This window comes from Arcticibacter sp., from assembly GCF_053551015.1.
Window position 1 is genome coordinate 1 of record NZ_JBMQOB010000006.1, and the last position, 15,394, is coordinate 15,394.

The 15,394-nt window shown below is 47.4% G+C and carries 14 protein-coding genes; 12 read left to right on the forward strand and 2 right to left on the reverse strand.

Going from position 1 to position 15,394, the window contains the following annotated elements; all coding sequences use genetic code 11:
- On the reverse strand, window positions 1-280 hold a 280-nt coding region (locus tag ACO1NU_RS02170), incomplete at its 3' end, for a GDP-mannose 4,6-dehydratase (protein ID WP_448816811.1).
- Between the two features lie 34 nt (window positions 281-314).
- Window positions 315-1,082, reverse strand: a complete 768-nt coding sequence (locus ACO1NU_RS02175) for a WecB/TagA/CpsF family glycosyltransferase (RefSeq protein ID WP_448816812.1) — start codon at window positions 1,080-1,082, stop codon at window positions 315-317.
- 514 nt (window positions 1,083-1,596) lie between these two features.
- Between ACO1NU_RS02175 and ACO1NU_RS02180 the strand changes: the two genes are divergently transcribed.
- The 12 genes from ACO1NU_RS02180 to ACO1NU_RS02235 all read left to right on the forward strand — a co-directional run bounded on the left by ACO1NU_RS02180 (window position 1,597) and on the right by ACO1NU_RS02235 (window position 15,389).
- Complete coding sequence (locus tag ACO1NU_RS02180) at window positions 1,597-2,997, forward strand: UDP-glucose 6-dehydrogenase (protein ID WP_448816813.1); 1,401 nt, start codon at window positions 1,597-1,599, stop codon at window positions 2,995-2,997.
- 790 nt (window positions 2,998-3,787) lie between these two features.
- A complete protein-coding gene (locus ACO1NU_RS02185; RefSeq protein WP_448816814.1) occupies window positions 3,788-4,972 on the forward strand; it encodes a helix-turn-helix domain-containing protein in 1,185 nt (394 codons plus the stop codon).
- A gap of 170 nt (window positions 4,973-5,142) precedes the next feature.
- On the forward strand, window positions 5,143-6,330 hold the full coding sequence (locus ACO1NU_RS02190) for a glycosyltransferase family 4 protein (RefSeq protein WP_448816815.1): 1,188 nt from the start codon (window positions 5,143-5,145) through the stop codon (window positions 6,328-6,330).
- Entirely contained in the window at window positions 6,320-7,441 is a 1,122-nt protein-coding gene (locus ACO1NU_RS02195) for an acyltransferase family protein (protein ID WP_448816816.1), read from the forward strand. The genes ACO1NU_RS02190 and ACO1NU_RS02195 overlap by 11 nt, the downstream gene beginning before the upstream one ends.
- A 52-nt stretch (window positions 7,442-7,493) precedes the next feature.
- On the forward strand, window positions 7,494-7,943 hold the full coding sequence (locus ACO1NU_RS02200; RefSeq protein ID WP_448816817.1) for a BLUF domain-containing protein: 450 nt from the start codon (window positions 7,494-7,496) through the stop codon (window positions 7,941-7,943).
- 94 nt (window positions 7,944-8,037) lie between these two features.
- Window positions 8,038-8,892 carry an STAS domain-containing protein gene (locus ACO1NU_RS02205; protein ID WP_448816818.1) on the forward strand — a complete coding sequence of 285 codons (855 nt, stop codon included), beginning with the start codon at window positions 8,038-8,040 and terminating at the stop codon, window positions 8,890-8,892.
- Window positions 8,893-8,905: 13 nt separating this feature from the next.
- Window positions 8,906-9,313 (forward strand): STAS domain-containing protein, encoded by a 408-nt coding sequence (locus ACO1NU_RS02210; RefSeq protein WP_448816819.1) that lies wholly within the window; start codon window positions 8,906-8,908, stop codon window positions 9,311-9,313.
- Window positions 9,294-9,707, forward strand: a complete 414-nt coding sequence (locus ACO1NU_RS02215; protein ID WP_448816820.1) for an anti-sigma regulatory factor — start codon at window positions 9,294-9,296, stop codon at window positions 9,705-9,707. The genes ACO1NU_RS02210 and ACO1NU_RS02215 overlap by 20 nt, the downstream gene beginning before the upstream one ends.
- Window positions 9,700-10,710: an ATP-binding protein gene (locus ACO1NU_RS02220; protein ID WP_448816821.1), complete on the forward strand. Its 1,011-nt coding sequence runs from the start codon at window positions 9,700-9,702 to the stop codon at window positions 10,708-10,710. Before ACO1NU_RS02215 ends, ACO1NU_RS02220 begins: the two co-directional genes overlap by 8 nt.
- Before the next feature lie 2 nt (window positions 10,711-10,712).
- Window positions 10,713-11,903, forward strand: coding sequence for an ATP-binding protein (locus ACO1NU_RS02225; RefSeq protein ID WP_448816822.1), 1,191 nt, complete (start codon window positions 10,713-10,715; stop codon window positions 11,901-11,903).
- A 326-nt stretch (window positions 11,904-12,229) separates the two neighbouring features.
- On the forward strand, window positions 12,230-13,015 hold the full coding sequence (locus ACO1NU_RS02230; protein ID WP_448816823.1) for a polysaccharide biosynthesis/export family protein: 786 nt from the start codon (window positions 12,230-12,232) through the stop codon (window positions 13,013-13,015).
- 1 nt (window position 13,016) lies between these two features.
- Window positions 13,017-15,389 carry a GumC family protein gene (locus ACO1NU_RS02235; protein ID WP_448816824.1) on the forward strand — a complete coding sequence of 791 codons (2,373 nt, stop codon included), beginning with the start codon at window positions 13,017-13,019 and terminating at the stop codon, window positions 15,387-15,389.
- Window positions 15,390-15,394: the final 5 nt, after the last annotated feature.

Genomic DNA, 15,394 nt, shown 5'->3' on the forward strand with positions numbered 1-15,394 from the left:
CCTTTACGTGGCTCATGGCACCCAGGTTGTAGATCTCATCGGGCTGTACCTGCTGAATGATACGGATCAGGTTGGTAGAGTCAGAAAGATCGCCGTAGTGCATGATGAAACGAACATCTTCTTCATGCGGGTCCTGATACAGATGATCGATACGATCCGTATTGAACAGCGAGCTTCTGCGTTTGATACCGTGAACTTCGTATCCTTTGGATAATAGTAATTCAGCAAGGTATGCACCGTCCTGACCAGTGATACCCGTTACAAGAGCCTTTTTTTTCATGTAATAATAATATTTAGTTTGTTGTATGTGACGATTAGCCGTATGGCATTTCTTTTTTGTGTACTGTGATTTTCTCTTTCGCTAAGAGATACAGGAAGGTGCTATTGGTTGAAAAATATCTTTTGAACAACCTTTTGGGTTCCTGCATTAAGCGGTACAGCCATTCGAGGCTGTTTTTTTGCATCCATTCAGGTGCCCGGCGTTGCATGCCGATCAGCACCGGTAAGGCACCGCCTATCCCGATCATGACTGCAGGGATCTTACCCTTCATTTCATTCATCCATTTTTCCTGCTTAGGGCAGCCGAGTACAACGAATACCAGGTTGGCCTCTGAAGCAGTGATCCTTGCAGCAATATTGTCTTTTTCGTCTTCTGTCAACGCCCTGAAGGGTGGAGAGTATGCACCTGCAATGTTCAGCGAAGGGTAGGTGTTTCCAAGATACTTCGTTGTCTCGTTGATCATTTTTTGAGATCCCCCGTAAAAGTACACGGAAAGACCGCTCTTGCTCGCTTCTTCAAGCAAGGCCGGGAGAAGGCTCATGCCGTCTACGCGATCCTGAGGTTGTTGATGAAGGAGCTGAAAGCATTTCGCCAGGGGCATGCCGTCTGGTGTGACAATATCGGCATCGTTTACTATCTTCTGGAAGGCCTTGGACTGGTGAGCTTCGACCAGCATGTGGACATTGGCCACACATACGTAGGAAGAGACTCGACCTTGGGCCAATTCAACAATGTTGTCTACAAACTCAGGATATTTTCCTTGCGAGACGTTAATTGATAGAATTGTTTTTTTGGGAAGCATACTTTGAGAATTAAAGTAATGTCTTGATGGCAGCTGATTCAGTACACTCAAAATTGTAGATATAGATGTTTAATTTTGATTCTGTGTGTAAAGATATGAGAAATAGTGTTCAAGATCAAGCATTTAGAGGATGGCCTCCTGAAATTGTGATTTGAATTCATCTCTTATATCTAAATTTTCTTATAATAATCTCAGTAAACCTCACAGTTACTGTCAATTACGTGCTATGTTGAAGATGTAAAAATAAATCAAAATTATTAATATTACAACGATTTAAGTGCAATGTTTTATAATTTCACAAAAAAATATGCTTTTTGATATACTTTTTTTGGTATATAGTGGAGTTTATTGCATTTGTGTATATTTGTTTTAAAATAAGGTGAGCTGCTCTTCTATGACTAGCGTGAAGTAAATTGTTACTTTGTAGGGTGGTAGTCACATGTCTGCTTGCGGACAAGGCTGAGCTGAAAATTTATAATAAATTGCGATATCTTAAAAAAACATATTAGATTTTATGACCAAGATCAAAAAGATTTGCTGTATCGGGGCTGGCTATGTGGGCGGTCCAACCATGTCGGTTATTGCAAAGAAGTGCCCGGATATTCAAGTTACTGTAGTTGACCTGAACGAGGCCCGAATTGCAGCCTGGAACGATGAGGATGTAAATAATATCCCTGTTTACGAGCCAGGTTTGAGCGATGTGGTTGCAGAAGCCAGAGGTCGCAATCTTTTCTTTTCTACAGATGTGGATAAGGCGATAGAGGAGGCTGATATGATCTTTATATCGGTGAATACGCCAACCAAGACCTATGGTGCGGGTAAAGGCCAGGCGGCAGATCTGAAATGGATCGAGTTGTGTGCCCGCCAGATTGCAAATGTGGCGAAAACCGATAAGATCATTGTAGAGAAATCTACTCTGCCAGTAAGAACAGCGGAGGCGTTAAAAGATATTCTGCATAATACAGGGAATGGAGTGAAGTTTCAGATCCTTTCTAATCCGGAGTTCTTAGCTGAAGGTACGGCTATGGAGGATTTGGATGCACCAGATCGCGTATTAATCGGTGGCGATGAGACGCCGGAAGGGCAGGAAGCTGTGCAGGCGCTGGTTGACGTGTACGCGAATTGGGTGCCGCGCGAGCGGATCCTGACCACGAATGTGTGGTCATCGGAATTGTCAAAATTGACAGCTAATGCTTTCCTGGCACAGCGCGTATCTTCCATCAACTCTCTTTCGGAATTGTGTGAGCGTACGGAAGCGGATATTTCGGAAGTGGCGAGAGCTATCGGTACTGATAGCCGCATTGGTCCGAAGTTCTTGAAGGCTTCTGTTGGTTTCGGTGGATCTTGCTTTCAGAAAGATATTCTGAACCTGGTGTACATTGCACGGAGCTACGGGCTGCAGGAAGTGGCGGATTACTGGGAGCAGGTGATCATCATGAATGATCATCAGAAAAGACGTTTTGCCAACAAGATCATCAAGAATTCTTACAATACCGTAAACGGAAAGAAGATTGCTTTCCTGGGATGGGCTTTCAAGAAGGATACCAACGATACGCGTGAGTCTGCTGCGATATACGTGGCTGATCATTTGCTGAATGAGCAGGCTCAGATTGCGGTGTATGACCCGAAAGTAGAGGAGAACCAGGTTTATGGTGATCTGAACTACCTGCGTACCCGTGATGCGGAGGAGAATAAAGCCGGGGTGACGGTGTTTGAAGATCCGTATGAGGCTTGCAAAGGTGCTCACGCGATTGCTGTATTAACGGAGTGGGATGAATTTAAAACCTACGATTGGCAGAAGATCTACGATAATATGCTGAAACCTGCTAACGTTTTTGATGGCCGGAATATATTGGACGCAAAACAATTGCGTGCGATTGGCTTCAAAGTGAGTTCTATCGGTTCTGCTTCGTAGTTCTGTATGAAAATAATTTGCCAGGGCCTCTGATCAGGGGCCCTTTTTTTGTGCTTAGTTTTTTGTTTATGCCTTTTCGGGTTTGTCGTCCGAGTGTGTCATTTGTACATTTATTGTATAGATTCGTTTATTTTAATATTAAATTCATATTATTTAAAACAATTTGATGCTTGATTGGTAATTGTATTGATTATATTTGTAAGACTATGAGCGCAATATCAGGATTTAACCCTAATCAACAATTCGAAGTAGGGCACCGTAGTGCTCCTCTGCACTCCTGTCCTAAATGTCAAGCGGATACGGACCTCCGTATCGAAAACGCTAAGTTTATTGACAGGTACTTTTTTTGGATGTCTCTGAAAAGGTATCGGTGCACGGACTGCCAGCATCAATTTTATATTATTGCACGGTAGTTTAAACAAGAAACCCCGCCATGGGGGCAGGGAATCATCGCTTTTGTCTGGAAGCGTTTTTCATATCGGGCTCAGACGCCCGTTGTGTAGAATTTCTTATTGCATTTAGGGCACCAATACCTCTTTACCCTCCACCAGGGCAAGAGGGTCTTTATTATGCCTGACCTGGGTATCCGGTAGTCTGTTGACAATTTACATTTAGGACATTTTGGAAGTTTGAGCGTTTGTGATGAAGTGAAACTTTGCGTTTGCATATTGCAAAAGTAGCTGGAATGCCACATTTGTTTACATTTTTGCAATGTCCATGTGTGTGCAATTGTGAAATTTTGAACATATTGATATATTTGGGATGAAACATTGTGTTTTTCTTCCCCTTTATGTACTACGTCAATCAATGGGCTCTGGGTGGCTCTCTTTTTCTGATCAGTATAATCTCTTTGGTCTTACTGGTCAGGGGAGGCAAGCAGCATTTGCCGCAAAAGATTCTGGGCGTTTGTTTTCTTGGATTGATCTGGTACGGGATTACTTATCTGGTTGTCAGTACGGGTAATCTGATTAATTTTCCTTTTGTATATCGGATCGGCTGTCCCTTCTACTACCTGATTCCGCCTTGCTTTTACCTCTATATTCAATTTTCGCTGAAAAGAAAATCTCATCTCCGGAAGGCGGATGGGTTGCATCTCATTCCGTTTGCTCTCGCTTTGGTGGATATGAGTGCTTACTACTTTGGGATGAGCGCAGAAGAGAAGATGTCGGAGATTTGGCGTGTACAGAAATCTCCAATTCTGATTTTTGACACAGGTGCAGGCTTTCTGCCGGCGATATCGCATTTCTATTTTCGGGTTCTGCAGAGTGTGATCTACCTGTTTTTGCAATGGCGCCTGCTCATTTCTGCAAGGAAGAGTCTGCAGGAGGGCGTTGACTGGTTATGGATCGTAGGCCTGAGTTTGTTTGAAACGCTTCTTTACACCGGGAACCTGATGATGGTGGTTTTTGGACGGCATCGCGAAGACCTCTCGCAGGCGCCGTTAGCGGCACGGTCTTTTCAGTTTATAGCCGTGTTGATGATATTGTCTCTGGCGGTGATCAGCTATTATATGCTTTTCAAACCAGCGCTCCTGTATGGCCAGGAGTTTCAATTGAAAGAAGCTGGTGGGAAGGAGATTCAGGCAACGCGTGAAGTGCCGGTCTCCCTCCCGAAAACGGAGTATTGTGATATGCTGGAGACTTATCTGCTGACTGAAAAACCTTTTCTTAGAAAACGACTGACTTTAAGTGAGCTTGCTGCTGAGCTCGATCTTCCTTCGTACATCTTATCTGGTCTTCTAAACCATCATTACAAACAGAACTTCAACGATTTTATCAATGATTACCGCATCAGGCATGTGATCAACCGCATGAAGAATGATCCTAACTGGAAGGCTTTATCAATGGAAGGCCTGGCCCAGGAATGCGGATTCTCTTCACGCACCGCCTTTTATGCGGCTTTTAAGAAGCGCATCAACTCGACTCCTGCTGCCTATATGGCTGGATTGGGAGATGGCGATCAGGATCGGCTTTGATCCTGCTTTTTGGTGCCGGAGCCATTTTATGCCCGGGTGTTTTTTTATCTGCTTTAATTGTGATTTCTCAAAAATTCTCAAAACGCTACGAAGCAGTAAGCATATCCTGACGGAACGGTGCAGCTCATGATCATTCTGGATACTTTTGGCAGCAGACAAGCTGTTGCCGCATGAATGTTTTATACTATACTGCTCCATCTTTTATGGATATTTCTGCGGAAATGATCCAGACGCTGAAGAGTCAGGTTTCGTTACATGTTCTGATTGAGATTACCCCGGGATCTAAAAACCGGACGATTATCAATGTGGCTTCTCTGCCTGTTGGGAAAGTGCTCTATACTCCGGAAGAAGTGCTGGATCCTGCCTCTTATGAAAATCTGAAACCTTACTTTGACGGGTGCAGGAGCGTGCATTTCGTTGTGCATAATCAAAAGAGCATACCGGCATCACTGCAGGCTTCGTATGAAGTACTGAAATACATCAGAGGTCTGAAGGTTGACGTGCTTCAGTTGGAGGCTATCACGGTGAGGGCAACGGGACTCATTCCTGCGCTACTTCACTTGAAGAAGATGATCCTGACTATACACGATCCGATCGCTCATCAGGGGGAAAGTGACTGGAGATTGAGGCTGATCAACTCGGCATTTTTCAGATTCCCCATCAAAAAAACTTTTTTCTTTTATTCTGAGTTCGCGAAACAGCAATTTGAAGGGGCTTTTCCGAAGTACCGCTCATGTCCGGCCTACGCGTTGCGGATGCAGCCTTACAGCTATCTTAAAAATTATGTTAAAGCGCCTGCTGCCGAAAGGGGGCACATCCTCTTTATCGGCCGGCTTTCGCCCTATAAAGGTGTGGATGTATTGCTGGAAGCGATGTCCTCTGTTTTTTCGGAATATCCTGACGAGAAGCTGATTATCGCAGGGAGAAGTATCAATGGATATGAGCCGGATCAGCGGCTGGTGGACGCACATGGAGGGAGAACTACCGTGTTGAACAGGTATATTCCCAATGAGGAACTGGTGGAGCTGATCACGACTGCTAAGTTTGTGGTGTGCCCGTATGTGGAAGCGACCCAAAGTGGGGTCGTGATGACTGCCTTTGCCTTGCATACGCCGGTGCTGGCGACGGATACGGGAGCTTTTGCGGAGTATATCAACGAGGGCGTCAATGGAGGGCTTGTAGCAGCAAATGATCCTTCGGCGCTGAGCGATGGAATTATTGCCCTGCTGAAGGATGAACGGTACCTGGACATGATACAGCAGATGAAGGAGGGGGATCGGCAGGATCGGGATGATGTAAATTCAGGTGTGATGAAAGAAGTGTTTGGTCAGGTTAAACGTTATGAACATGTCGGCTGATCGTAAAAAACTGGGCCTGCTGCAGGTGTTCAGAGGGCTGGCGGCTGTTCTGGTGGTGGCCTTTCATTTGACCCGCTCGGGGCCGAACTACTTTTCTGCTGAATTTTTGGACCGGTTTTTTGAACACGGCGACATCGGGGTTGATTTCTTCTTTGTGCTGAGCGGTTTTATTATTACCTATGTCCATTTCAGAGATCTGGTAAACCGCTCCAGGCTATGGGAGTTTTTGAAAAAGCGGCTCATTCGCATCTATCCGATCTACTGGCTCATCGCGACGGCTTATCTCTTTCTGTTGTTGTTCGTTGCCAACGGAAAGACCAGTCATCATGATTATCAGATCGATCTTCATTCTGCCGAGGGATGGTTTTATGTACTGGGCTGTTATCTGCTGATTCCTCAGGAACATGATTTTTTTCTGGGTGTGGCCTGGACGCTTTCATACGAAATGTTGTTCTACCTGGTATTTCTGCTAGGGATCATACTGGGTTTTAACAGGGCGAAGTACCTGTTTTTTGTCTGGGCGGGTGTGATCTTGCTGCGGGTGGGCACGGAAGTGCTGGCCCCGGATGTGGCTATGCCCGGTATCCTGCTGCTGAACGTGCGCATTTTGGAGTTCTTGACGGGATGTGTGGTGGCGTATCTGATTCTGAAGTCGCGCCGGATTTCTGACTTTCTGCTGTTCACGTTGCTGGTTTTAGGAATCGGGGCTTTGTTTGTTTTTTATCCGAACTGGGTGGCAACGGGCGTCGGGATTCTGATGCTGGCGCTGATCAACGGATTGATCGTGTATAAGGTGGTGAGTCTGGACCTGCAGCGCCGTGTTGACTGTCCGCGGCTTCTCCTCCTGATCGGAGAGGCATCCTATTCCATTTACTTGTCGCACATTATTTTCCTGAGCCTGTTTTTGCGCGTTTTCCAAACAGCCATTACCCGGCTGAATATTTCGGGCTACCTGGCCCTTCAGGGTATTTACCTGACGGTACTCCTGCTCTGCGTGGGGGGAGGGGTTTTGATCTACCGGTACGTGGAGCGTCCTGTTCTGAAGTATCTGAACAAGAGATTGTTGAAAAAAGTACCAGCCTCCGGGGATTTAAAGGCGCAGGAGGTTTAGCTGAGATGTCGTATATTGCTGTTTTGTTTATGAAACGCAAGTTACATCGGATATGTTATACTACCTGATCTATTGCAGTACGGCCTGCGAACTGATGACGCCTGACGCCTTACGGTTTTTGTTGCAGCAGGCCCGCTCGCGGAATCGCGAACTGGTGATTACCGGTATGCTGGTGTATGTGGAAGGAACCAGCGTGGGAGACACTCAGGCCCGCTTTATGCAGGTGCTGGAGGGTTCGCGCTTTGTGGTGGAGAGCGTCTTTGATAAGATCAGGCGTGACAGCCGGCATCGCGATGTGGTGGTGCTTAAACGGGCAGCGATCAGCAAACGGAACTTCAGGACCTGGGATATGGGGTTTGAGCAGATTGATCTGGAAAAATATCCTGAAATGAAGGCTTTCTTCGCGCTTAATGATCCTTCCGTTTCGGATGAATTCCTGGCTTCTGATGCTCCGCTGGAATTTTTAAGGAGCTTCTACGAGGAGTGGCAGGAAGGGCTGTAGATGCTTTCTTTAAACAAGATTTCTGAATGTTAAATAGGTTGAGTACCTTTCCGCGATAATTGGGATTCACTCTATGTCATTTAACATACACAAATTGCTAGAATCGAAAAAGAAGGCCATCCTGGAACAGTGGATGAAGAATCAGTTAGCGGATGATGGATTGCGGGAAGACCTGATCAGCAACGAAGAACTGCGCAGCCAGTCGGAAGAATTAATTTCGGCTCTGGTGGGCAATTTGAAGCTTGCTGACTTTTCTGATCTGAATTCGGATGAATGGAGCCCTGTGGTGGAGATCCTGGGTGGTATATCCATTACGCGTGCCCGCCAGGGTTTTAGTCCGCGTGAAACAGGAAACTTTGTATTTTCTTTGAAGGAGGCGCTTTTAACCGTCCTGCAAAGTGAGATCAAGGAAAATCCGCAGCTGCTATTCGAGGAAAGTCTGAAAATTAACCGTTTGATGGATAGCCTGAGCGTGGTGACGTTCGAGACCTTCATCAAGGGGCGTGAAGAGGTGATCCTCCGCCAGACGGATGAGATAGCCGATATTTCTACCCCTGTGATCCGGGTGTGGGATGGCATTCTGGCTTTGCCGATCATCGGTACGCTGGACAGTGCCCGTACGCAGATCGTGATGGAGAACCTGCTGCAGGAAATCGTGGAAACGGGATCCAGTATCGCGATCCTGGATATTTCGGGAGTGCCGGCGGTGGATTCGCTTGTAGCGCAGCACCTGATCAAAACAGTAAGTGCTACCCGCCTGATGGGTGCTGAATGTATCATCAGCGGTATTCGTCCGGAAATTGCACAAACTGTTGTTCACCTGGGAATTGATCTTTCCAGTATCATTACCAAGGCTTCTCTGGCCAGTGCCCTGGCTTATGCCTTCAAGAGCATGCGCCTGGAAGTGCGTAGAGCGGGTGCGGCACAGAAATCGAATACAATTTTTTAATAGCATAAACAGTATGGATAAAATTCCTATTCTCAGGATGGGATCCTTTCTGCTGGTTACGATCCAGGTTGACCTGTACGATCGTTTGGCCTTAAATCTGGAGTCGGATCTGATTCAGATGGTTGACAAGACCAGAGCAAAGGGTGTACTGATTGATATATCTGCGGTTTCCATAGTGGATTCTTTTATGGGCCGTATCATTGGCAATATTGCCAGCATGTCTAAAATTCTGGATGCGGAAACGGTAGTAGTGGGTATGCAACCCGCTGTAGCCATCACGCTGATCGAACTCGGCCTCCCACTTAAGGGGGTACATACCGCACTAAACGTGGAAAAGGGTATGGATTTGCTTAAATCCATGATCGATCTTGATGAAGATCCTGATCAAGATCTGACTGAAGATGACCTTATCCCTGAGTAAAGATACGATAGAAGTATCCAAGGAACCGGATGTGGTCTATGTGAAGAACAGGGTGAAGGAAGCAGCGGTGAGAATCAAGATGGGTCTGGTAAACCAGACGCGTCTGATCACGGCTGCCAGTGAGCTCCTGCGGAACATGATGCGCTATGCAAATGGCGGAAAATGCACCATTGAGGTGGTTTCGAGCGGACGGATGAATGGCATCCGGCTGACGTTTACCGATACGGGTCCGGGTATCCCGGATATTGCTAAGGCCATGCAGGACGGCTTCTCGACAGGGAAGAGCCTCGGGCTGGGGCTGCCGGGGACGAAGCGTCTGGTAAACGAGTTCGATATCAAGAGTACAGTTGGTGAGGGCACGAAGGTGACGATTTTAAAATGGGCAAATGGTTGATGCAACGCATGTTAGCTTTATAGCAAATGACAGGAGCTATTTCTCCCTGATCAAAAAGGAGATCCATCGTTTGGCGATGGAAGCCGGGATGCACGAGGCGAGGATCAACGTACTGGACCTCATTGTGGCAGAAATGACTTCCAACCTCTTTAAATACAGTAATGACGGAGAGATCCTGATGGGAACTTTCTCCAATAATGGTTCACCGTATGTGGAGCTCATCAGTATCGACAATGGCCCTGGTATGGTGAACCCTTCTAAAATGATGCAGGATGGCGTGTCTACGAGTAATACCATGGGACACGGTCTGGGCAGCATGAAACGCCTTTCGGATACGTTTGAACTTTATTCGCAGATTGGCTGGGGCACTATTGTACTGAGCAGGGTTTACAATGACCCGGAGCAGGCGAAGGTTCCTTCCAAGATGATCATCCGGCCACTCGTCGTATTCAAGCCGGGTGAAAAGGTGAGTGGCGATGGCTTTGTGTTCAAAAAAACGGAGCGCTACGTCAAAATGATGCTTGCAGACGGTCTCGGTCACGGCCCAGAGGCCAATAAAGCGGTAAATGAGGCGGCTGCGGCGTTCCGGGTGTTCCCGGATTTCAGTCCTACCGACACACTTCGCTTTATTCATCAGGCCATTAAAAAAACGCGCGGTGCAGTGATCAACATTACGGCTTTTGACTTCAGGACGAGAACCTGGAGTGCGACCGGTGTGGGGAACATTGCTGCGCGGATCATCGGTCCGGCCAGCTTTAAGAACCACATGTCTTATAACGGCATCGTGGGGCATAACATCCCGGGAACGATGAATGATCAGACGTATCCGGCGGAGCTTTACAACCAGGTGATGCTCTGCTCTGACGGGCTGAAAACGCGGATTGATATGATGCGGTATCCGCAGATGTACAAATATGATCAGACGGTGCTGGCAGCGGCATTATACAAGGATCACGGAAGAAGGAATGATGATATGTCGGTGGTACTGGCAAAAATAAAATAACCATGATTACACTTGTGACAACCTCCCTGGAGAATGAAATGGACCTGGTGCTGGCTCACCGGAAGTCTATTCATGTGGCGGGCAAGCTAGGCTTAACGATTGCGACGCAGACTACCTTTTCGACAGCAGTTTCGGAAATTTCGCGTACGGTGATTGAGCATACGGATACGGGAGTGCTGAGCATCGGGCTGGAAAGCAGCGGTCAGCGTTATGCGCTGAAAGCCACCATTACCTGTGACAGTGCAGCTGAATTCAATAGCTATGATACGGGCTTCTACTATGCGCAGAAGCTGGTGCCGGAGTTCAGCCTGACTGAGGAGCGAAATAACAAGTTGATCATGATCCGTATCGGGTTGCCACGCTCACTGAAGCTGGATCCCGTGAAGGTACGCCTGATGGCGAACTATTTCAAGGAGTCGGCTCCCCTTAATGCGTACGAGGAAATCAAGTTCCGTAACTCGACGCTTAACCGTATTACGGAGGAGCAGGAGGAAGAGCTGCGGCGATCGAAGCTGATCGATGAGCGCAAAACGGAGTTTATCAGTATTGCCAGTCACGAGATCAAAACACCGATCACTATTATCAAAGCGTATACGCAGATTGCGAAGTCTCTTTGTGCACGGGAGAGCGATGAACTGCGGACGATTCTGGGGAAGGTGGACTTCCAGACCTCGAAACTGCTGACCCTGGTGCAGCAGCTGCTGGATGTTTCTAAGCTGGAGAATGGCAGCCTGCAGTACAGTCCGGAGCGCCTTGAAATGAACGAGTTTGTGACTGAGGCAGTAGAGGTGATCCAGCATATTCTGCCGAAAAACAGGGTGTATGTTGAGCCCTGTGAAAGTGCCTGGGTACAGGTAGACAGACTGCGCATGGAACAGGTGCTCTCGAATATTCTGACCAATGCAGCCAAGTACTCCGCGGAAGATACGCTTATCGAGGTGAACTGTAATCGTTTGCCTTCTGGCCATATCCAGATATCTGTTCGCGATCATGGAATCGGCATGTCGGCTGCGAGCATGAAGTCGATATTTGACAAATTTTACCGTGCTCAGGATGTGGTCCATTCACACTCCGGACTGGGTATGGGGCTCTACGTAGCTTCGAAGATCGTCACTGATCACGGTGGCCGGATCTGGGTAGAAAGTGCAGAAGGAACGGGGTCCGTTTTCTATGTAGAGTTGCCCTGCGAATAAGCTTTTCGGACCATTTGGGAATTCCCGGTTTCCCGCACCTGTTTCGTGCAGTTTCATACTTCTGGATGATCTTTTTTCTTTAAACGACTGAGGACCAAATATTTCACGAAAATATTCTTTGTGCCAGTTATTCCCATTTTGTCACGTTCGTGTATACATGGTGTGTTCATCGTGAGCATTCATAGCCATTTGTAATTAGTTTTGAATCAGAAAGATCTGCTAACCTGCCGGTAAAATATCGCATGTGTTAACAAGATTTCTTAGGATCTGTAAGCGGAGTGGCGAAGCTATGTCGCGCTAACTGACCTAAGCCAGCAAAAATTCTTATGATGTACAAAACTACAAGCTACTTCGCGGTGCTGATGATGTTCTTTTTTCTCAGTTCTTGCAACACCTACAAGAATATTCCTTATTTCCAGGAGCTCGGCACCTCAGCTGCGGTTGCCGAGCCGGTTAGAAACTTCAGTCCGCTTACCATACAACCTGCCGATATTCTGGGGATTCATGTGAACAGCAGAAATCCCGAGTCGGCGGCTATCTTCAACTACAACCTGAACCGCACGAATAATACCTACACGGATAACGGGCAGAATAGTCCCGTTACCGGTTACATGGTGGATGAGGAGGGCTTCATCCATCTCCCGCTGATCGGGAAGCGTAAAGCGGCCGGACTTACCGTTTCGGCTTTGCGGGATCAGATCACAGATGAGCTGACGAAGCTGTACCGGGATCCTGTTGTTAATATCCGGATCCTCAATTTCAAGGTTGCCGTATATGGAGACGTACTCAGGCCGAATATCTACACACTGCAGAACGAGCGGACGACGATCACTCAGGCGCTAAGCCTGGCGGGTGATCTGAATATCACGGCCATGCGTAAGCGGGTCTTCCTCGTTCGTGAAGAGGACGGTACGCGCCGGTTTATACCTATAGACCTGACCTCTAAGAAGCTGTTTGATTCGCCTTACTTCTACCTGAGAAACAATGACGAGATCTACGTTCAGCCTGATAAAACCAAGTATGCGACGGTAGACCGTGGATACCGGACAGCGACGCTGGTCTTGTCGGGACTATCTATAATAGCCATTGTCTTATCCAATCTATACCGCTAATATGATCACTCAGCAAGCTCAACTGACGACGTTTTCTACTCCGCAGAATACGGGCCAGGGAAATAAACTGGTGAAGATACTGGTGCGTTATCTGTACCATTGGCCATTATTCCTGATTTCGCTCTTTATCGCGTTGCTAGTCGCGGTGATCTACAGCCAGACTCTGAAGCCGGGTTATGAGGCAAAGGCAACACTCCTGATCCAGGATGAGAAGAAAACACCTGAACAGCAGACTGCTTTGAAGGAACTGAACCTGGCGAACTCGCCAAAGATCATAGAGAATGAAATGGAGATCCTGAAATCAAGGGATCTGATGGCGGAAGTTGTGCAGGAGCTAAACCTGGCTGTTGTTTATCTGCAGAAGGGTCGTTTCGGGGCAAAAGACCTGTACAAGAACACTCCCGTGCAATTTCACTTTGTCTCCCCTCGATCAGGTTTTGAGGCAGGAGAGATCAACGTGGTGGTTAAAGATAATCGAACGTTTATCCTCGAGAGCCCTGAAGGCACAAAGGAATATCCTTTTTCTAAGACTTTCCGGAATGAATCAGGGACATGGAAGCTCTCTCCGGGAGAGAATATTAAAGATTTCGAAGGTGAAAAGATCACGATAAAAGTAGCTGATCCTGAGGCGACTATTCTAGGTTATCAAGCCAGATTAGACGTGGGTTTATTAAATAAACTGGGTACGGCTGTGTTGCTGAGCATCAACGACCAGGTGGCTACGCGGGGTACGGATATTCTAAACAGTTTGTTGAAGCACTATAATCTGTCGGCAAAAATGAAGAAGAACGAAGAGACGCAGAGTACGATCGATTTCATCGATCAGCGGCTGGGTTCTCTAAGTGGCGAGCTAAGTGATGCGGAAGCAGGTATTGAACAATTTAAGAGCAGCAGAGGGCTGACCGAGCTAAGTGCCGACTCGAAGGTAAGTCTGGAGAATATGCAGGTGAATGACCGGCAGCTGAACGAGGTGAACGTGCAGATCAGCGTTGTTGAAGGGCTGCAACGATATATTTCCCAGAATCAGGGCAACGGCAGAGTGCCTGCAACGCTCGGTATAGATGATCCGGCTCTCAGCAGCCTGATTGAAAAGCTGTCGCAGCTACAGTTGCAGCGAGAGCAGCTTCTGGCAACGACTCCAGAGACCAATCCCGACTTTGAGCCCCTGGACAGACAGATTGTGATGACACGTGCTGCTATAAGAGAGAATGTCGCTTCTATGAAGGCCTCCCTTTTAAGCACGAGAAATAAGCTACTATCTTATAATTCGCGGTTTGAGTCATCGATCAAGGATATGCCTACCCAGGAAAGGCAGTTTATCAGTAAAAAGAGACAGCAGGCCAGTAAAGAAAACCTTTACACCTACCTCTTGCAGAAGCGTGAGGAAGTTTCAGTGAGCTATGCCTCGTCCTTGTCAAACGAACGGGTGGTAGATCAAGCTTATGCGGTGCCTGCGAGGGGACTGAAGAAGATGATGGCCTTCGCGTTTGCGTTTTTCCTTGGACTGGGGCTGCCGGCAGGGGTTCTATTTGTCAGGAGCAGCCTGCGGGAACGTATACTTGACATGTCTGAAGTGCGGGAGGTGGTTGATGTACCAGTAGTTGGGCATATCGAACTGGCCGACAGTACGGACCCTATCGTAGTGAATGACAGGGGAGCGAATGTAGTGAGTGAACAGATCCGTCTGCTTCGTACGAAATTGTATCACCTGAACCGGAAAAAGGAAACGGGCCGGGTAACGCTGATCACCTCCAGTGTTTCGGGAGAAGGAAAAAGCTTCGTGAGCAGTAACCTTGCAGTAGCCATGGCCTATTCAGGCAGGAAGACGCTGATCATAGAACTTGATATGCGTAAGCCGAAGATAGCTTCGGTATTTCAGATGGAGCCCGGGCGTGCAGGGATGAGTGATTATTTAAGGGGGAAGGCGCGTTTGGAGGATATCCTGCGTCATCATCCGGGAGTACCTGGTATGGACTTCATCGGGAGCGGCCCTGTTACAGGTAATCCGGCAGAACTGTTGGAAACGCCGCGTCTGGAGGAGCTTTTCGCCGCTCTGCGTGAGCGCTACGATGAAATCATCGTCGATAGTCCGCCTGTCCACCTTGTTCCTGACGGACTGATCCTTTCCCGGTTGAGCGACCTTACCTTGTATATCATCAGGCAAGGTTTCACCGATAAGGCTGAGTTGCATTTTATCAAGGAGCTTAAGGAGCAGAATGAGATTGGTGAAATGCGATTTGTTTTTAATGGTATAAGCCGCATCAAATTTGGTTACGGCTTCAACTATAACTATGGTTACTATGACCAGGGTAAAAAGAACACGCCTATGACCTTCCTATTCAGCAATTTTTCTAACCGGTTTGTCCTGGATTAATCCGG